The 17,420-nt window shown below is 64.5% G+C and carries 18 protein-coding genes; 11 read left to right on the plus strand and 7 right to left on the minus strand.

Features of this window, described 5'->3' with window-relative positions:
- Positions 1-2 precede the first annotated feature (2 nt).
- Entirely contained in the window at positions 3-1,703 is a 1,701-nt protein-coding gene (gene ureC / locus PKB_RS25550) for an urease subunit alpha (protein WP_043255651.1), read from the plus strand.
- A gap of 174 nt (positions 1,704-1,877) precedes the next feature.
- Here ureC and PKB_RS25555 read toward each other — a convergent pair whose 3' ends face one another.
- Positions 1,878-2,144: a DksA/TraR family C4-type zinc finger protein gene (locus PKB_RS25555; RefSeq protein WP_043255653.1), complete on the minus strand. Its 267-nt coding sequence runs from the start codon at positions 2,142-2,144 to the stop codon at positions 1,878-1,880.
- Between the two features lie 177 nt (positions 2,145-2,321).
- On the opposite strand from PKB_RS25555, the gene PKB_RS25560 reads away from it, so the two are divergent.
- Together PKB_RS25560 and PKB_RS25565 are read left to right on the plus strand one after the other, a co-directional pair.
- A complete protein-coding gene (locus tag PKB_RS25560) occupies positions 2,322-2,990 on the plus strand; it encodes a type III effector HrpK domain-containing protein (protein ID WP_043255655.1) in 669 nt (222 codons plus the stop codon).
- A 284-nt stretch (positions 2,991-3,274) separates the two neighbouring features.
- A complete protein-coding gene (locus tag PKB_RS25565) occupies positions 3,275-3,937 on the plus strand; it encodes a hypothetical protein (protein ID WP_043255657.1) in 663 nt (220 codons plus the stop codon).
- A gap of 4 nt (positions 3,938-3,941) precedes the next feature.
- Here the strand turns inward: PKB_RS25565 and PKB_RS25570 are convergent, their stop codons facing one another.
- Entirely contained in the window at positions 3,942-4,805 is an 864-nt protein-coding gene (locus tag PKB_RS25570; RefSeq protein WP_043255658.1) for an isocitrate lyase/PEP mutase family protein, read from the minus strand.
- 216 nt (positions 4,806-5,021) lie between these two features.
- Here PKB_RS25570 and PKB_RS25575 point away from each other — a divergent pair, with 216 nt between their 5' ends.
- The 3 genes from PKB_RS25575 (at position 5,022) to PKB_RS25585 (ending at position 7,186) form a co-directional block, all read left to right on the plus strand.
- On the plus strand, positions 5,022-6,287 hold the full coding sequence (locus tag PKB_RS25575) for an Hsp70 family protein (protein ID WP_043255660.1): 1,266 nt from the start codon (positions 5,022-5,024) through the stop codon (positions 6,285-6,287).
- 211 nt (positions 6,288-6,498) lie between these two features.
- Positions 6,499-6,705 (plus strand): hypothetical protein, encoded by a 207-nt coding sequence (locus PKB_RS25580; RefSeq protein WP_043255662.1) that lies wholly within the window; start codon positions 6,499-6,501, stop codon positions 6,703-6,705.
- 31 nt (positions 6,706-6,736) lie between these two features.
- Positions 6,737-7,186, plus strand: a complete 450-nt coding sequence (locus PKB_RS25585) for a GyrI-like domain-containing protein (protein WP_043255664.1) — start codon at positions 6,737-6,739, stop codon at positions 7,184-7,186.
- Positions 7,187-7,189: 3 nt separating this feature from the next.
- Here PKB_RS25585 and PKB_RS25590 read toward each other — a convergent pair whose 3' ends face one another.
- Positions 7,190-9,247 carry an AsmA family protein gene (locus PKB_RS25590; RefSeq protein WP_043255665.1) on the minus strand — a complete coding sequence of 686 codons (2,058 nt, stop codon included), beginning with the start codon at positions 9,245-9,247 and terminating at the stop codon, positions 7,190-7,192.
- 470 nt (positions 9,248-9,717) lie between these two features.
- On the opposite strand from PKB_RS25590, the gene PKB_RS25595 reads away from it, so the two are divergent.
- The gene (locus PKB_RS25595) at positions 9,718-10,326 is read left to right on the plus strand and encodes a hypothetical protein (protein WP_043255666.1); all 609 of its coding nucleotides are present in this window, start codon (positions 9,718-9,720) and stop codon (positions 10,324-10,326) included.
- Between the two features lie 320 nt (positions 10,327-10,646).
- Complete coding sequence (locus PKB_RS25600; protein WP_043255667.1) at positions 10,647-11,204, plus strand: hypothetical protein; 558 nt, start codon at positions 10,647-10,649, stop codon at positions 11,202-11,204.
- A 303-nt stretch (positions 11,205-11,507) separates the two neighbouring features.
- Here the strand turns inward: PKB_RS25600 and PKB_RS30630 are convergent, their stop codons facing one another.
- Both PKB_RS30630 and PKB_RS25610 read right to left on the minus strand, forming a co-directional pair.
- On the minus strand, positions 11,508-12,467 hold the full coding sequence (locus tag PKB_RS30630; protein WP_156958080.1) for a hypothetical protein: 960 nt from the start codon (positions 12,465-12,467) through the stop codon (positions 11,508-11,510).
- Between the two features lie 84 nt (positions 12,468-12,551).
- Positions 12,552-13,853 (minus strand): MFS transporter, encoded by a 1,302-nt coding sequence (locus tag PKB_RS25610; RefSeq protein ID WP_043255668.1) that lies wholly within the window; start codon positions 13,851-13,853, stop codon positions 12,552-12,554.
- A 204-nt stretch (positions 13,854-14,057) separates the two neighbouring features.
- Between PKB_RS25610 and PKB_RS25615 the strand changes: the two genes are divergently transcribed.
- From PKB_RS25615 to PKB_RS25625, 3 genes are all read left to right on the plus strand, one after another.
- A complete protein-coding gene (locus tag PKB_RS25615; RefSeq protein WP_043257801.1) occupies positions 14,058-14,303 on the plus strand; it encodes a DUF6868 family protein in 246 nt (81 codons plus the stop codon).
- Positions 14,304-14,696: 393 nt separating this feature from the next.
- Entirely contained in the window at positions 14,697-15,149 is a 453-nt protein-coding gene (locus tag PKB_RS25620; protein ID WP_043255670.1) for a BRO-N domain-containing protein, read from the plus strand.
- Between the two features lie 258 nt (positions 15,150-15,407).
- Positions 15,408-16,793 carry an APC family permease gene (locus PKB_RS25625; RefSeq protein ID WP_043255672.1) on the plus strand — a complete coding sequence of 462 codons (1,386 nt, stop codon included), beginning with the start codon at positions 15,408-15,410 and terminating at the stop codon, positions 16,791-16,793.
- Positions 16,794-16,862: 69 nt separating this feature from the next.
- Here PKB_RS25625 and PKB_RS25630 read toward each other — a convergent pair whose 3' ends face one another.
- Together PKB_RS25630 and PKB_RS25635 are read right to left on the minus strand one after the other, a co-directional pair.
- The gene (locus PKB_RS25630) at positions 16,863-17,123 is read right to left on the minus strand and encodes a BrnA antitoxin family protein (RefSeq protein ID WP_043255673.1); all 261 of its coding nucleotides are present in this window, start codon (positions 17,121-17,123) and stop codon (positions 16,863-16,865) included.
- A complete protein-coding gene (locus PKB_RS25635; RefSeq protein ID WP_043255675.1) occupies positions 17,101-17,379 on the minus strand; it encodes a BrnT family toxin in 279 nt (92 codons plus the stop codon). The genes PKB_RS25630 and PKB_RS25635 overlap by 23 nt, the downstream gene beginning before the upstream one ends.
- Between the last annotated feature and the right edge of the window lie 41 nt (positions 17,380-17,420).

Raw genomic sequence — 17,420 nt, forward strand, 5'->3', positions numbered from 1 at the left:
GGATGAAGATCAGCAGACAAGCCTACGCCGACATGTTCGGCCCCACCGTCGGCGACCGCGTGCGCCTGGCCGACACCGAGCTGTGGATCGAGGTGGAGAAGGACTTCACCGTCTACGGCGAAGAGGTGAAGTTCGGCGGCGGCAAGGTCATCCGCGACGGCATGGGCCAGGGCCAGCTGCCGGCCGCAGAGGTGGTCGACACCGTGATCACCAACGCGCTGATCCTCGACCACTGGGGCATCGTGAAGGCCGACGTCGGCCTGAAGCACGGTCGCATCGCCGCCATCGGCAAGGCCGGCAACCCGGACATCCAGCCCGGCGTCACCATCGCCCTCGGCGCCAGCACCGAAGTCATCGCCGGCGAAGGCATGATCCTCACCGCCGGCGGCATCGACACGCACATCCACTTCATCTGCCCGCAGCAGATCGAAGAGGCGCTGATGAGCGGGGTGACCACCATGATCGGCGGCGGCACCGGGCCGGCCACCGGCACCAACGCCACCACCTGCACCTCCGGGCCCTGGCACATGGCGCGCATGCTCCAGGCCGCCGACGCCTTCCCGATGAACCTCGGCTTCACCGGCAAGGGCAACGCCAGCCTGCCGCTGCCACTGGAGGAACAGGTGCGCGCCGGTGCCATCGGCCTGAAGCTGCACGAAGACTGGGGCACCACACCGGCGGCGATCGACAACTGCCTGGGCGTGGCCGATCGCTTCGACGTGCAGGTGGCGATCCACACCGACACCCTCAACGAGTCCGGCTTCGTCGAAACCACCCTCGCCGCCTTCAAGGGCCGCACCATCCACACCTACCACACCGAGGGCGCCGGCGGCGGCCACGCGCCGGACATCATCAAGGCCTGCGGCTTCGCCAACGTGCTGCCCAGCTCGACCAACCCGACCCGGCCGTTCACCCGCAACACCATCGACGAACACCTGGACATGCTCATGGTCTGCCACCACCTCGACCCGAGCATCGCCGAGGACGTGGCCTTCGCCGAGTCGCGCATCCGCCGCGAGACCATCGCCGCCGAGGACATCCTCCACGACCTCGGCGCCTTCAGCATGATCAGCTCCGACAGCCAGGCCATGGGCCGCGTCGGCGAAGTCATCACGCGCACCTGGCAGACCGCCGACAAGATGAAGAAGCAGCGCGGCGCCCTGGACGGCGACGGCGCGCGCAACGACAACTTCCGCGCCAAGCGCTACATCGCCAAGTACACGATCAACCCGGCGATCACCCACGGCGTCAGCCACGAAGTGGGCAGCATCGAAGTGGGCAAGCTGGCCGACCTGGTGCTCTGGCGCCCGGCCTTCTTCGGCGTGAAGCCGAGCCTGATCCTCAAGGGCGGCGCCATCGCCGCAAGCCTGATGGGCGACGCCAACGCCTCCATCCCGACCCCGCAGCCGGTGCACTACCGGCCGATGTTCGCCAGCTACGCCGGCAGCCGCCACGCCACCAGCCTGACCTTCATCAGCCAGGCCGCGTTCGAGGCCGGCCTGCCGCAGCAACTCGGCCTGCAGAAGCGCATCGGCGTGGTCCAGGGCTGCCGCACGGTGCAGAAGACCGACCTGATCCACAACGCCTACCTGCCGCACATCGAGGTCGACCCGCAGAACTACCAGGTACGCGCCGACGGCCAGTTGCTCTGGTGCGAGCCGGCCGACGTGCTGCCAATGGCGCAGCGGTATTTCCTGTTCTGAGGGAGTGCGCGGGACAGCTGTAGGAGCGGCCCATGGCCGCGAATCGCGCGCATGGCGCGCTCCTACAAGGGGCATTGCTGCGAGGATTTCGCGGATGAGATCCGCTCCTACGACAGACCGTAGGGCGAATAACCCCGAAGGGGTTATCCGCCAATCAATCCGTACAGGAGCGAGCTAGCGCAGCTGGCTGTCCTTGCTCCCGCGCCGGTTGTAACCGGCATAGGCTGCCTGCTCCTTGTCGTGCGCGGCCTGGCAGTTCACGCACAGGTGCACGCCGGGCACGGCCTTACGCCGCGCCTCGGGAATGACTGCATCGCACTCTTCGCAATGCGTCAGGCTTTCGCCTGTGGGCATCTGGCTGCGGGCGCGCGCGATGGCGTCTTCGATGGTGCTGTCGATCTGTTCCTGCACGGCGCCGTCGTTCGCCCAACCGCTGGCCATGGCAACCTCCGATCAAAATTTGTACAGACTGCAGATATGGCGCTCATGCGCCGGCATTGCAAGAGGCGCCCATCGCGGCGCTTTTTCGCGCGATAACGCACGCCGCTCTGGAATGGGGCTTCCCCGCGCGCCGCGCAACGAGAACAATAGCGCGCTTTGCCGTTCTGGACGTTCTCGATGCGAATCCCCTCTACCCATCTCCGCCGCTGGCTGCCGCTGGCTCTTCTCACCCTGCTCGGCGCCCAGGCACAGGCCGCCGCGCCCGTCAGCAGCCAGGCCAGCCTGATCGACGCCAACCGCTACCTGCTGCTGCTCAGCGCCACCGGCGACGAGCGCTTCCAGACCTACATGGAAAACACCGGCAAGCGCCTCGACGCGAGCCTGGCCGCCAACCAGGACCCCGCGCTGCGCGAGCTGTGGAGCAACTTCCAGCAAGGCAGCCGCAAGCTGGTCGGCAGCTTCGCCACGCAGAAGCTCACGGCCCAACAGAAGATGAGCCAGAGCCTGGCGCTGGAAGAACCCGTCACCGCCTACCTCAAGGCGCATCCGCAGGCCACGCCGACCCTGGCCGACAACCTGCGCCTGCGCGCCCTGCTCGCCGCCCGCGAGGCCAACCTGCGCAGCGCCGATCCGAAGCAGGCCGACGCCGAGGCCGAGCAGATCAAGGCGCTGGACGCCGGCATCCAGCAGCAAATCGACGGGCTGGCGAAGGCCGACCCGACCCTGCACGCCGACCTGAGCAACCGCTGGCACTACCTGCAGGTCAGCCAGAAGAACGGCAAGCTGCTGCCCTACCCGTTCAACGCGCAGATCGACGCCATGCTCGGCAAGCTGGACGCGCGCTGACTCGATTCGTACGGAGAGAATCAGACTTTTCCGATATCTCCGACAGCCAACGGAGAGCAGAATGACAGCCCCCCGCGAGCCGGGACCGCCCCTCCGGCACCGGTTCGCGCATGTACTCCTTTTGGTGCTCGCCCACTGGGCGAGCCGTCTTTTTCCGCTTGCGGAATCCGGACCGGCCGCTCCCTCGGGCGCACTGAAAGTACGCCGGGACCGCAGTGCGGGCTCGCTCCACTCGCCTGCCTCCCGGCAGACGACTGACGAGCCCCCCAAGCGGACCTGCCACCATGCCTACCCGACTGTCCTCCCTCTTCCGCAACTTGCTGTTGGCTGCACTGACGCTACCCGGCCTGAGCCTGGCCGCCGGCAATGAAACCGCCTACATCCTGCAGGATGCTCAGCGCTGCCTGCTGCTGTTCGCCGCCACCGGCGACGAACACTTCCTCCGCTCGCTGCCGAGCCTGGCCGAACGCTACGAGAAGCAGCTCGCCGACCAACCGGGCGCCACCGCCATGTCGCTGTGGAATGTCTGGCTGTTACATCAGAAGTCAGTCGCAGACGCCAGGGCGCATTACGCGCCGGGCAGTCCGCAACTGCTGGACGCGGTGCGCCAAGCCGGCAAGGCCGTCGATCTGTTGCCAAGATTCCTGCCGGTGGTGCAGGACGAAACACCGCCAACGCTGACGGAGAACTTGCGGCAACTGGCGCTACTGGAGGCCCAGGGCGCCAACCAGAAGCTGCTGGGCGGCGACGAGCAGGCGCGGCGCGAAGCGATTGCCGGCCTGCAAGGGCGCATCGAGGAACAATTGACCGCGCTCCCTGCGAGCCCCGAGAACGAGGCCCTGCGCAGCCACTGGCGTTACCTGCGGCTGAGCGAGCACGAGTCTGCGACCCTGCTCTACCCGTTCAACGCGCAGCTGGAATACCTGCTCGCGCGCCTGAACGACTGAGCGCTTACTCCTTCACTTCCATGTATTCCCTGGCGAAGATCTGGTACTCCTCCGGCAGGGTGTACTTCTTCGCCAGCTCCGAAGCGGTCAGGTCGGAAGCGTCTACGCCGCGCTGCTCGCGCAGGCAGTCGTAGGTGGCCTTGATCGCGGCGAAGTAGGCGGCATGGCCGTCCACCACGATGCGCACGCCGAGCTTGGCCAGGCGCTGGTCGTCGCGCAGCGCCGGGTTGCCGTAGGACACCAGCATCAGCGGCACGCTCAGGTGGCGGGCGATCTGCTCCAGGTGCTCGAAGTCGCGGATGCCGACCATGCAGATGCCGTCGGCGCCGGCGGCCTGGTAGGCCAGGGTACGACGGATCACGTCATCCACTTCCAGTACCTCGGCGTTGGTCCGCGCGATGATCGCCATCTCCTGATCCACCCGCGCTTCCAGCGCAGCACGGATCTTGCCGACGCCCTCTTCGACGCTGATCAGGTCGGTGGACTTGCGGCCGAACTGCGCCGGCAACAGCGTGTCCTCGATGGTCAGCGCGGCGACGCCGGCACGTTCCAGCTCGACGATGGTGCGCATCACGTTGAGCGCGTTGCCGTAGCCGTGGTCGGCGTCGGCAATCACCGGCAGGCGCGCAACGCGACCGATGCGGGTGGCCTGCTCGACGAACTCGCTGAGGGTGATGAGTGCGAAGTCGGGGGCAGCCAGAACTTGTAGCGAAGCTACAGAACCACCCAGGATGCCGACTTCAAAGCCCAGGTCCCCGGCGATGCGTGCGGACATCGGATCGAACACCGAGGCGGTGTGATAGCAGGAGGAGGAGTTCAGCAACGCCCGGAAACTCTGGCGTAGCTCGTGGTGGGAGGCTCTGTGCATGGCGGGATCCAACTGCGATCTGGGGTGGGAAAAGGACTTCGACGGAATCGGAAAACTCGTGTAGCAAAACTACAGGGACGCCAAATGTAGCAAAACTACAAGACCTTCCCAAGCACTCTAGCGCTTCCACCGTCCAGCGGCGCGCGAGCCGATAACCGAGCGTCCCGTCGCGCACTCGCGTATAGTGCGCGGCCGTTTTTTCTCCGGACCTGCGCCATGCCTCACTCCCAAGCCGCCCGCGCCCTGGGCATCGACTTCGGCACCTCCAACTCCACCGTCGGCTGGTGGCGCGACGGGGTGGAACCGCTGATCGAGCTGGAAGACGGCAAGATCACCCTGCCCTCGGTGATCTTCTTCAACGCCGAAGAACGCCGCCCGGTGTACGGCCGCCTGGCCCTGCACGAATACCTCGAAGGCTACGAAGGCCGCCTGATGCGCTCGCTCAAGAGCCTGCTGGGCTCGGCCCTGCTCAAGAGCGAAACCACCGTGCTGGGCAGCGCGCTGCCGTTCAAAGACCTGCTCGGGCTGTTCCTCGGCGAGCTGAAGAAGCGCGCCGAAGCCGTCGCCGGCCACGAATTCGAATCGGTGGTGCTGGGCCGCCCGGTGTTCTTCGTCGACGACGACGAAAAAGCCGACCGCGAAGCCCAGGACACCCTGGTCGCCGTGGCGCAGAAGCTCGGCTTCAAGGACATCTCCTTCCAGTACGAACCTCTCGCCGCAGCCTTCGACTACGAACGCAGCATCACGCGCGAAGAGCTGGTGCTGATCGTCGACATCGGTGGCGGCACCTCGGACTTCTCGCTGGTGCGCCTGGCGCCGGAACGCCGCGAAGTGGCCGACCGCCAGGCCGACATCCTCGCCACCGGCGGCGTGCACATCGGCGGCACCGACTTCGACAAGCAGCTCAGCCTGCAGGGCGTGATGCCGCTGTTCGGCTACGGCAGCAAGATGAAGAGCGACGCGCTGATGCCGACCAGCTACCACCTGAACCTGGCGACCTGGCACACCATCAACGCGGTCTACGCGCAGAAGTCGCAGCTGGCGCTGAAGAACATGCGCTACGACATCGTCGATGCCACCGGCATCGACCGCCTGTTCCGCCTGATCGAGCAGCGCGCCGGGCACTGGCTGGCGATGCAGGTTGAGGCCAGCAAGATCGAGCTGAGCGACAGCCAGCGCCGCGACATCGACCTCGCCCGCATTGAGCCGGCGCTGGTCGCCGAGCTGCCCCGTGAGCTCTTCGAGGGCGCCATCGAGCCCCTGCTGGAACGTGTGCGCGGCGGCGTGATGCGTCTGCTGGGCGACGCCGATGTGGACCCGGCCAAGGTCGACACCGTGTTCTTCACCGGCGGCTCCAGCGGCGTGCCGGCGCTGCGCCAGAGCGTGGCGGCCATGCTGCCCAACGCCCGCCACGTCGACGGCGACCGCTTTGGCGGCATCGGCAACGGCCTGGCCATCGAGGCGTTCAAGCGCTACGGCTGATGCCCGGCGGCGGATAACCGCTTCGCGGTTATTCGCCCTACACAAAGCAAGGCCACCACTCACCCCAACCCTATACGTAGGGTGCATAACCCCAAGGGGGTTATGCGCCGCAGCCCCAATCGGCGGATAACCGCGAACGGTTATTCGCCCTACGTTCTAGGCACCCAGCGCGGGCTTGGCTAGGCTTGTCTCACTCGCCAGGAGCCCCGTGATGCCTCAACTCCGTATTGCCTTCCTCTTCACCCTCGCCCTGCCGCTCGCCGGCTGTGGCCTCGGCGAAACCGCCGCCACCGCCGAACTGCAGGCCAAGCAGGCTGCCCAGGCGCAGCAGCAGATGCAGCAAGTCACACAGCAGATCGACCAGGCCAACGCCCAGGAGCAGCAGCGCCGGGACGAGGCCGAGAAAGCCGCGCAGTAAGCCCACCCATCGGCCAAGGAGGCCTGACGCCATGAAACACCGGATCCTCGAGCTGCCCGCCTTCGATCTCGTCGGCATGGAGTTCAAGCCCGCCAGCGACGGCAGTATTCGCGCGCTGTGGCAACGCTTCCTGCCGCAGGCGCCGCAGCTCGCCAACCGCACCGACGCCCAGGTGCTCTATGGCCTGTGCACCCACGACGAACGCGGCGAGTTCCGCTATATCGCCGGCGCCCAGGTGTCGCCTGCCGAGGTGCCGCCGGGCATGTTGCAGATCCGCGTGCCGGCGCAGAAGTACGCGGTGTTCGTCCATCGCGGCACCGTCGACGAGATGCCCGACAGCTTCCAGCGCATCTACTCCGAACTGCTCGCCCTGCGCGGCCTCGAACCGCGCCAGGCGCCGGCCTTCGAGCGCTACGACGAGCACTTCAAAGGCCCGGACGACCCCGCCTCCGAGGTCGAGCTGTACATCCCCGTCTACTGAGACTCAGTGCTTGGCTGGCGCCTTCAGTTGCGCCAGCAGCGGCGCGCACTCGTTGTCGTCGCTCTTGCTCGGCGCGATCAGCGCCAGCAACCCGGCCGCCGGCCCGGCCACCACGCCCAGCGCGACCATGCCGGCGCCGCGCGCCAGCAGCGGCCCGGTATGCACGCCGGCCTGCGGGTTCTTGAAGGTGCCGTGCACGTATAGAGGCGAGCGCAACGAGAACAGCCGCACGCCCTTGCTGTGTGGAATCACATCGAGGTCCAGCTTCTCGTTGGCGAAGTTGGCGGTGCCCTCGACGTTGATGATCGCGTTCTCGGTATCGAAGGCGAACAGCCGTGGCGCGGCCAGGCCCTTGGTGACGCCGACGTCGGCCACCGCGCAATTGATCTTCACGTCGTCGTCGCCGAACAGCTTGGCCACGACATAGTTGCCGACGTTCAGCCCGGCGATCTCCATCAGCCCCTTGCTGATCCGCCCGTCATTGATCACCAGCCTCATGTCCCCATTGGCGCCGCCCAGGATGGTCGCCACCGAGTTGCCGGTGCCGTTCAGGTTGGCGTCGCCATTGAGCTCGCCGTAGCTGGTCTGCATCTGCTGGACGTTCGGGAACAACTGCTTGAGCTTGAGCGCGCGCATCTGCAACTGCAGCTTGCTCTGCATCGGCGTCTTGCCGCCATCCAGCTGTGCCTGCGCGCTCAGGCTGCCGCCGGCGACGCCGAAGCGCAGCGGGTCCAGGCGCAACAGGCCGTCTTCGAGCAACAGGTGGGTCTGCAGGTCGCTGATCGGCAGCTTGTCGCTGTGGATGATGCGCTTGCCGCTGAACTGCACGTCGGCGTCCATCGCGCGCCAGCGCTCGGTGCGGAACGCCTCCACCGGCAGCAGCTTGTCCGTCGGCTGGCGAGTCGTCTGCCCGCGCGCCTGCTTGGCCGAGTTGGAGTCGGCGCCGATCAGCGGGCCGAGGTCGGCCATGCGCAGCTGCTCGGAAGTGAGCTTGCCGCTGAGCTTGGGCCGCGGCTGGGCATTGATGAAGGTCAGGCTGCCGTGCAAGTCGCTCTCGCCCACCTTGCCGTTGAAGTTCTGGTACTCGAAACGCGCGCCCGCCGGGTCTTTCAGCTGCGCTTGCAGGCGCCCGTCGGTGGCGTAGGCCGGAGTGTCCGGCAGGGTCACGCCGGTCAGCGGATAGAGGTTGGCCATGCTGTTGCCGGCCAGCTTCAGGCGCAGGTCGAGCGCGCCCAGGTTCAACGGATCGGTGAGGGTGCCGACCACGCTTGCGCGGGTGTCGCCGATCTTCACCTCGGCCTGCAACGGGAATGGCCGGCTGGCATCTTCCAGCGCCAGCACGCCGCCGACCTTGCCGGCGCCCTCCAGCGGCAGGCCCTTGTAGCTGCCTTGAGCTTTCCAGCCGAACACATAGTCCTGGGTCGCCTGCGCCAACTCGCCGCCCACGCCCTTGCCGGCCAGTTCGGCGAAGGGCACCGGCTTGCCGAGGGTGTTCACCTGCAGATCCAGGCGGGTTTTCAGGCTCTGGTCGTCGAGGTTGATCCGGCCCTGGTCGAAGCCGATCTCGCCGATGGACAGCGTCCACGGCGAAGGCTGCTCGCTGCCGTCCTTCGCCGGCAGGGTGAAGACCCAGTTGGCGCGGCCATCGGCCAGGCGCAGGAGATCGGCGCTCGGTTTGCTCAGGCGGACCTGCGGGATCACCACTTCATGCCACAGCAGCGGCAGCGGCGAGAGGCGGAACTCCACGCGCTCCAGGCTGGCGAACTGCGCGGCGCGGGTCTTGCCCTGCGTCCAGTCGGGGTTGCCCAACGTGAGGTCGCTGGCGCTGAAATGCGGCCACGGCACCAGCGCGCGCCAGCCGCCCTGCTCCGGCTCGCGCTGCCAGAGCACCTGCAAGTCACCATTGATGGCGAAGGGGCGGCCGAGCGCGGCGGAAACCTTCTCGTTGATCAAAGGCCGCACGCCGTTCCAGTCGAAGGTAGCGATGAACACCAGCGCCGCCCCTCCCAGGGCGAGCAGGCCGGCAAGGCCGAACAGACAGATCTTGTGACCGCGGGTCATGCGGAACTCCTTGTCGCCGCGCCGGGAAGACAGCCCCCGGCACATCCGCCCGACAGTGTGGGCAATCACGCCGGTCGAAGCCAGACACCGGCCATTGTGGCCTTGGACACGCCGAGCGGGCGGATGCTCCCGCTTGCGCCGGCAATCGGCCAAGGCGCGCGGCTCGCGCAGCAATCGATCAACCGCCTCACAAACATCGATATCGACGGAAAAGCCCAGGCTAGAGCCATTCCCACGGTTTCGCTCAAAATAAATCAACTATTTAGATAAAAGCAATTAGACCAATAACACCCATCAAGGCCATTGATAGAAGTCATTTTTTAAACTCAAGTTATTGTTTTTATTAGTACAAATTCATAATCAACGCTGTCGATATCGACTATGCAGCGGGTTCGTTTTTCAATCGATATTCCAGAACAGATACTAGCCCCGTGTCCAACGAACTCCCCACTCTCTTCTGGAGCCACATCATGAAACGCACTCTCGTACTTGGCTTTGCCCTCTCCGTACTTGCAGCTAATGCCGCTTTCGCTGGCTCGCAGCAAGAGACCCCGGTCCTGAACGCCACCCAGATCCAGGTTCTGGCCCAAGACGGCGGCGAACGCACCCTCGACCAACAGCACAAGCAACTCGAAGCCGCCAAAGCCCGCTTCGCTGAAAACGGTTCGAGCAAGACCATCGACCAACTGCACCAGCAAATGGGCGTAGCGGAAAATGGCTCCAGCCAGACTGTTGACCGCCTGCACAGCCAACTGGGCGTAGCCGAAAACGGCTCCAGCCAGACTGTTGACCGTCTGCACAGCCAACTGGGTGTCGCTGAAAACGGTTCCAGCCAGACTGTTGACCGCCTGCACAGCCAACTGGGCGTAGCCGAAAACGGCTCCAGCCAGACCGTCGACAAACTGCACAGCCAACTGGGTGTCGCTGAAAACGGTTCGAGCCAGACCGTCGACCGTCTGCACAGCCAACTGGGCGTAGCCGAGAACGGTTCCAGCCAGACCATCGACAAACTGCATAGCGACATGAGTGTTGCCGAAGCCGGTGGCGACATCGTCTTCAACACCCACCTGAAGGCCTAAGCGCCACGCAGTACACCGCAAGGTGAAAGAAAAGCCCGGTTAGTGCCGGGCTTTCTTAGTTCCGCCCCGCTCCATTCCACATCGAATAATCCAGGGTCGCCCCGGCCCGCCCCATCCTGCCCCAAATCCCCTCTGAAACGCCCGCTCCAGAGCGCCTCGGCGCATTCCATCATTTATGGCGATAGTAGAAATTAGCCGGCTAAATAATCGACATCGTTGATCTACAGCATTGATGGGCATCGTTTTTAAATCGATTTATCCGAAGGGAAAATAAGCCTGTACCGGATCAAAACCTCTTCCCCCTTGCGGAGCTACTCAAAATGAAAACCCGAATCGCCCTCAGCCTTGCCCTCTCCCTGCTGGCCGCCAACATGGCCTTCGCCGCCCCCGCGCCGACCAGCGCTTCCGCCATCGCCCAGCCGCAAATCGCCCAGGACGGTTCGGATCGCACCATCGACAAACTGCATCAACGCCAGGCCGCCGACGCCCGCGTTGCCGAGAACGGCAGCAAACACAGCATCGACCGTCTGCACAAAGAAATGGGTAGCGAAGCCCGCGTCGCCGAAAACGGTTCCAGCCGCACCGTCGACAAACTGCACGAGCAAATGGGCGTCGCCGAGAACGGCACCAGCCAGACCGTCGACAAGCTGCACCAACAAATGGGCGTTGCCGAAAACGGCACCAGCCAGACCGTCGACAAACTGCACCAACAAATGGGTGTTGCTGAAAACGGTTCCAGCAAAACCATCGACCGTCTGCACAGCGACATGAGCGTTGCCGAGAACGGTTCCAGCAAAACCATCGACCGCCTGCACAGCGACATGAGCGTTGCCGAAGCCGGTGGTGACATCGTCTTCAACGCCCACCTGAAGGCCTAAACGCCACGCAGTACACCGCAAGGTGAATGAAAAGCCCGGCTGATCTGCCGGGCTTTCTTATTTCCGTCGCTCGAATGATTTACCCGGGAATGCTCACGACCAACCTTTCCCGCCCCACACCCCGCGCAAACGCCCGATCCAGAGCCCTTCGACGAACGCAATCATCGACAGCGATAGTTGCAATCGGACCGGTAAATAATCGAGCTCGTCGATCCTCTGTATTGAGGAGCATCGTTTTTAAATCGATTTCTCCGAAGGGAAAATGAACCTGTACCGGATCAACAGCCCCTACCCCTTTCGGAGCTAACCAAAATGAAAACTCGAATCGCCCTCAGCCTTGCCCTCTCCCTCCTGGCCGCCAACATCGCCTTCGCCCAGGACGGCTCTGATCACATCCATGCCGCCGCAGCCCGTGTAGCCGAAAACGGTTCCAGCCAGACCGTTGACCGCCTGCACAGCCAACTGGGCGTAGCCGAAAACGGTTCCAGCCAAACCGTCGACAAACTGCACAGCCAACTGGGTGTAGCCGAAAACGGTTCCAGCCAAACCGTTGACCGTCTGCACAGCCAACTGGGCGTTGCCGAAAACGGCTCCAGCCAAACCGTTGACCGCCTGCACAGCCAACTGGGTGTTGCCGAAAACGGCTCCAGCCAAACCGTTGACCGCCTGCACAGCCAACTGGGTGTTGCCGAAAACGGCTCCAGCCAAACCGTTGACCGCCTGCACAGCCAACTGGGTGTTGCCGAAAACGGCTCCAGCCAAACCGTTGACCGCCTGCACAGCCAACTGGGTGTTGCCGAAAACGGCTCCAGCCAAACCGTTGACCGCCTGCACAGCCAACTGGGTGTTGCCGAAAACGGCTCCAGCCAAACCGTTGACCGCCTGCACAGCCAACTGGGTGTTGCCGAAAACGGCTCCAGCCAAACCGTTGACCGCCTGCACAGCCAACTGGGTGTTGCCGAAAACGGCTCCAGCCAAACCGTTGACCGCCTGCACAGCCAACTGGGTGTTGCCGAAAACGGCTCCAGCCAAACCGTTGACCGCCTGCACAGCCAACTGGGCGTAGCCGAAAACGGTTCCAGCCAAACCGTCGACAAACTGCACAGCCAACTGGGCGTAGCCGAAAACGGTTCCAGCCAAACCGTTGACCGTCTGCACAGCCAACTGGGCGTAGCCGAGAACGGATCCAGCCAAACCATCGACAAACTGCACGGCGAAATGAACGTAGCCGAAGCCGGTGGCGACATCGTCTTCAACGCCCACCTCAAGGCGTAAGCCTCACGCAGTACACCGCAAGGTGAAAGAAAAGCCCGGCATCTGCCGGGCTTTCTCATTTCCGCGAAGGGTTCAGCTTGCCTTGTCCGGCGCACCGTCGGAGCGGCCGATGTTCGGTGGCGCCTCCACCACAAGCTCTTCCGGCACTTCTTCCACGCGCGGGTCGAGAGTCGCCGACATCGGGCTGACCGTATCGGGCATGGCGACGTGATGCAGCGGCGCCTCGTCGACCCGGTGCAGGCCGGTCACGCGCTTGGGCTGCACCCAGAAGATCAGCAGCACGGCGTAGGCCGACACCAGCATGTAGAACATGCCCGGGCCGAAGCGATGCATCAGCGCACCGGCGAACAGCGGGCCGATGCACGCGCCGACGCCGTAGGTGGTCAGCAGCATGGCCGAGAGCGCTACGCGGCGCGGCTGCTCGACGTGGTCGTTGGCCAGCGCGACCGCCAGCGGGTAGAGGGTGAACAGCAGCATGCCGGTGACGAAACCATTGGCCAGCAACGCCCAGTACGGCAGCTGGATCAGCCCCCACATCGGCACGGCGGCGGCGCACAGCAGCAGCGCATTGCCGCGAATCAGCCAGGCCCGGTTGACCCGGTCCGACAACCAGCCCAGCGGCCACTGCGCGCAGAAGCCGGCGACGATGCACATGCCGACGAACAGGCTCGACTGCGCGGTGTCCAGGCCGTTGCGGTTGGCGTAAACCGGCGCCAGGCCGTAGAAGGCGCCGACCATCAGGCCGGCGACGAAAATGGTGCCCAGCGATTGCGGCACGCGCTTCCAGAAGAAGCCGATCTCCAGCGGCGCCGCCACCAGCTTGGCCGGGTGCACGCGGCGGGTCATGGCCAGCGGGATCAGGCAGGAGGCGAAGCAGATCGCCACCAGCAGCAACGGCTTGTAATCCAGCGCCGGGCTTGCGGCGAGCAGGCCCTGGCCGACCACCAGGCCCAGGTCCACCGCCACCATGTAGCCGGCGAACACCTTGCCGCGCTGGTGGCTCTCGGCCTGCTCGTTGAGCCAGCTCTCGATCACCATGTACTGGTTCATCATCACCGCGCCCAGGACGAAGCGCAGCACGATCCAGATGGCCAGGCTGTCGACCAACGCATGCAGCAGCACCACCACGGTGGCGATCCCGGCGCAGGCCACGTAGGAGCGGATGTGGCCGAAGCTGGCGATCAGCTTGTGGCCGAACTTGCCGCCGCAGACCAGGCCGAAGTAGTAGGCCGCCATCAGCCCGCCGACCCAGAGGTCACCCGCGCCTTCGGCGGTCAGGCGCAAGCCCATGTAGGTGGTGAACAGGCCGGAGCCGGCGAGCATGAGCAAGGTGGCGGTATAGAGCGCCGGGAAGGTGACGAGCGGGCTGAACATGGTGCTTCCTGGCCGCGCAGATGGGCGCGGCGAGCGAGAGTGACTAAGAAGAAAACGCGATGACCGCGGAACGGCCAGGCCGCAAGGCGCAGGCCGGGAGCCGCGCATTATCCACTCCCGCTCCGCGTGCCGCCATTGGCCGCGACACCCGGCCGCCCCGGGATGCTTCAATCAACAGGTAGGAAAATGCTGAAGGAGACGACCATGCCCTTCCATGACCATCGCGAAATCCTGCTCTGGTACCTGCTGCTCAACTACGCCGTGCTGCTGCTCTGGTTCGCCGTGTTCTGCTTCGCCCACGACTGGCTCTATCGCCTGCACAGCCAATGGTTCCGCCTTTCGCCGGAGACCTTCGACGCCCTGCACTACGCCGGCATGGCGATCTACAAGATCGGCGTGCTGCTGTTCGTCCTGGTGCCGCTGCTGGCGCTGTGGATAACCGGCGCGTGAGGCGCGCTGACTGATCGGCTGCGAACGCCAATCGGCGAGCATGGGCGCGGATGCCTGTAGGAGAAATTTTCTCGGCCCCGACAACCGCCGGCGCATTTGGGAAAGGTCCTACACTGCGACTGCATTGCCATCCTACAAGCCCTCTGCGTAGGGTTCCGCCCGCCACGAATTTGCCGTGGCCAGGAGTGGAATCCTGGGTAGTACACCTTGCAGTTCGCTGTAGCAGAGCGCGGCCGGCCTTACGCAGACCGAGCCCTGGCAGTCTATGGCGGACCGTGCAAGGCGGGCGCGAGCCCGACCGGATTGGTGTACTCCGGCGATTCCACCCTTGCACGGTCCGCCTCCATCCACACCCGGATGGGGGCGGTTCCTGATCGGAAAAGGAGCCCCGAAGTGCAAGACGTCTACCTCCCCACTTTCTTCCCCCGTCACCTGCGCACCCTGCGCGCGACCATGATCGACAACCAACCCTGGTTCGCCGCCGTCGACCTCGCCCGACTGCTCGCGGTGAGGTACCCGCACAGCTTCCACCAGCGCTTCCAACCCTACGAAACCCGCAACGTCCTTCTGCAATACGAAAGCGGCCGCGAAGAGCCGGTCGACATGCTCAGCGAGCCCGCGCTCTACAAAGCCCTGGTCCGCTTCGGCCACCCGGAGCTGCGCAGCCTCGAACACTGGCTCAGCCACGAGGTCATCCCCACCCTGCGCGACCTGCACAGCGCCGACGACTACCTGCCGCGCCGCGTGGTGATGAGCCTGCAGCAGCAACGCATGACGCTGCTCGAATGGCAGGGCGAATTGTGGGTGCCGCTGGAGAACGTGCCGAGGCTGATGCAGGCCCGCTGAAAGGGCATTCGGGGGCGGGATTGGACCGGCTGCAAGGCGATCGCGAAGCCCCGTTGCAGAGCGGAAAGCAGTCCCTTTCACGCCCGCCAATCTCGACCGACCAGGCCGCTTTGCCGTTGGAAATCAATCGGTTCGCTTTGCGGCTCGGCGATTTTTTTTATGGGTCCCGAGCATATTTTTAATAATTTTCCTCGGCCGGAAGCTGAAGCACCATCGCCCGCCCCGAAAGGTCTTGCGTTCAGCTTCCACGAGTCAGCAATGAAAAAAACAACAAACGCTTCCGATACCTCAATCCCTGCCCATCAACCGCATTCCAATGCGAGCGCGCCCAGAGCGTTTCGCAAATCCCTAGGCATCACCGCGCTCGTTCTCTTCGGGCTGGCGTACATGGTGCCGCTGGCGGTCTTCACGACCTACGGCCTGGTTACCCGGCTGACCATGGGTCATTTATCCACCGCCTATGTGATCACCCTGGCGGCGATGCTGCTCACCGCCTACAGCTACGGGCGCATGGTCCAGGCGCATCCGTTCTCCGGCTCGGTCTACACCTACACGCGCAAGACCTTCGGCGCCTATTTCGGCTTCATGGCCGGCTGGACGCTGCTGCTCGACTACATCTTCCTGCCGCTGCTCAGCTACCTGCTGATCGGCATCTACATGGCCGAGTACTTCCCGGCGGTGCCCGCCGCAACCTGGATCCTCGGCTCGATCGCGCTGGTGACCTTCCTCAACCTCGTCGGCATCGAGTCCATCACCCGCGTGAACTGGATTCTGATCGTCGCCCAGGGCGTATTCATCGTGGTGTTCATCGCCCTTTCGGTGAGCCACCTGAACGGCCAGGCCGAACCGATTTCGCTGCTCAAGCCAATCTATGGCGAGCACTTCGACTTCTCGCTGGTGATGTCGGGCGCGGCCATGCTCTGCCTGTCGTTCCTCGGCTTCGATGCCGTGTCGACCATGGCCGAGGAAACGCCGAACCCGAAGCGCCAGATTCCCCGAGCCATCATGCTGGTGACGTTGATCGGCGGCCTGCTGTTCATCGTCCCAGCCTATTTCGGCCAGCTGGTCTTCCCGGAATGGAGCGCCCTCACCGACGCCGACTCCGCTGCGCTGGACGTCATGCGCCGCATCGGCGGCGAAGGCCTGGTGACCTTCTTCACCGCGACCTATGTGGCCGGCTGCTTCGCTTCGGCGATGGTGTCCCAGGCCAGTGTGTCGCGCGTGCTGTTCGCCATGGGTCGGGACGGGGCGATTCCCCGGGTGTTCGGCAAGCTGGTGTCGAAGAAGCGCGTACCCGCCACGGCGATCATGCTCATCAGCCTGCTCTCGCTGATCGCGCTGTTCGTCACCCTGGATACGGTCGCCAACATGATCAGCTTCGGCGCGCTCTTCGCCTTCTCGGCGGTGAACCTGGCCGTCATCAAGCATTACCTGATCGACGAGAAGCGCAGCGGCCTGCGTGATTACCTGAGCTACGGCGTACTGCCGGCGGCGGGCTTCCTCAGCACCATCTGGCTGTGGTCGAGCCTGTCGGGCATGACCTTCATGATCGGCTTCGGCTGGATGGCCCTGGGCTTCATCTGCCTGCTCAGCGCCACCCGCCTGTTCCGCGAGCAACTGCCGGAACTGCAGATGGCCGAGTGATGAATCGCCGGAGCACCTGCCCCGGCAGAACGAAAGGGGACGGAAGAATGCTTCCGTCCCCCTTTGCCGTCAGCGGCCCTTGCGGCTCAGCTGGGCCTGCATGTACTGGCGCAGCAGCTGGTTGATGCGGGTCTGGTAACCGGCGCCCTGCTCCTTGAACCAGGCGAGCACGTCGGCGTCCAGGCGGATGGTCACCGACTGTTTCGCCGGCACGTGCAGCTCGGCCTGCTCGAAGAAGGCGTCGCCCAGCTCGGGGATTTCGCTGGTGTCGATGTCCTTGTCGGCCTGTTTGGCCAGGCGGTCCCAATCAGTTTTCGATGCGTTTGGCATAGCGTCTGGCCTCTTCTCGAGTGGCTTTGCGGGCGGAGATGATGCGAATCGTCTCGCCGCTTCGTTCGCAGTACACGACCACCGCGAACAGCGCCATCAGCCTGCCCAGGCCGATCCAGCGCTCCTCGCCGTAGTCGATCCGGTCATCGCGCAGCACCAGCATCGGATGCTGGAACATGTCCGGCACGTCGCTGAAGTCGATGCCGTGCTTGCGGATGTTCGCCCGGTTCTTGGCTTCGTCCCATTCAAAGAACATGGGACTCACCGTAATTACATGTGTACATACACTACTCCACT

The sequence above is a fragment of the Pseudomonas knackmussii B13 genome, assembly GCF_000689415.1.
Taxonomy (GTDB): Bacteria; Pseudomonadota; Gammaproteobacteria; order Pseudomonadales; family Pseudomonadaceae; genus Pseudomonas; species Pseudomonas knackmussii.

Coding starts and splice junctions, on each gene's coding strand:
- ureC (WP_043255651.1), top strand. CDS start 3: ATGAAGATCAGCAGACAAGCCTACGCCGACATGTTCGGCCCCACCGTC.
- PKB_RS25555 (WP_043255653.1), bottom strand. CDS start 2,144: ATGGCCAGCGGTTGGGCGAACGACGGCGCCGTGCAGGAACAGATCGAC.
- PKB_RS25560 (WP_043255655.1), top strand. CDS start 2,322: ATGCGAATCCCCTCTACCCATCTCCGCCGCTGGCTGCCGCTGGCTCTT.
- PKB_RS25565 (WP_043255657.1), top strand. CDS start 3,275: ATGCCTACCCGACTGTCCTCCCTCTTCCGCAACTTGCTGTTGGCTGCA.
- PKB_RS25570 (WP_043255658.1), bottom strand. CDS start 4,805: ATGCACAGAGCCTCCCACCACGAGCTACGCCAGAGTTTCCGGGCGTTG.
- PKB_RS25575 (WP_043255660.1), top strand. CDS start 5,022: ATGCCTCACTCCCAAGCCGCCCGCGCCCTGGGCATCGACTTCGGCACC.
- PKB_RS25580 (WP_043255662.1), top strand. CDS start 6,499: ATGCCTCAACTCCGTATTGCCTTCCTCTTCACCCTCGCCCTGCCGCTC.
- PKB_RS25585 (WP_043255664.1), top strand. CDS start 6,737: ATGAAACACCGGATCCTCGAGCTGCCCGCCTTCGATCTCGTCGGCATG.
- PKB_RS25590 (WP_043255665.1), bottom strand. CDS start 9,247: ATGACCCGCGGTCACAAGATCTGTCTGTTCGGCCTTGCCGGCCTGCTC.
- PKB_RS25595 (WP_043255666.1), top strand. CDS start 9,718: ATGAAACGCACTCTCGTACTTGGCTTTGCCCTCTCCGTACTTGCAGCT.
- PKB_RS25600 (WP_043255667.1), top strand. CDS start 10,647: ATGAAAACCCGAATCGCCCTCAGCCTTGCCCTCTCCCTGCTGGCCGCC.
- PKB_RS25610 (WP_043255668.1), bottom strand. CDS start 13,853: ATGTTCAGCCCGCTCGTCACCTTCCCGGCGCTCTATACCGCCACCTTG.
- PKB_RS25615 (WP_043257801.1), top strand. CDS start 14,058: ATGCCCTTCCATGACCATCGCGAAATCCTGCTCTGGTACCTGCTGCTC.
- PKB_RS25625 (WP_043255672.1), top strand. CDS start 15,408: ATGAAAAAAACAACAAACGCTTCCGATACCTCAATCCCTGCCCATCAA.
- PKB_RS25630 (WP_043255673.1), bottom strand. CDS start 17,123: ATGCCAAACGCATCGAAAACTGATTGGGACCGCCTGGCCAAACAGGCC.
- PKB_RS25635 (WP_043255675.1), bottom strand. CDS start 17,379: ATGTTCTTTGAATGGGACGAAGCCAAGAACCGGGCGAACATCCGCAAG.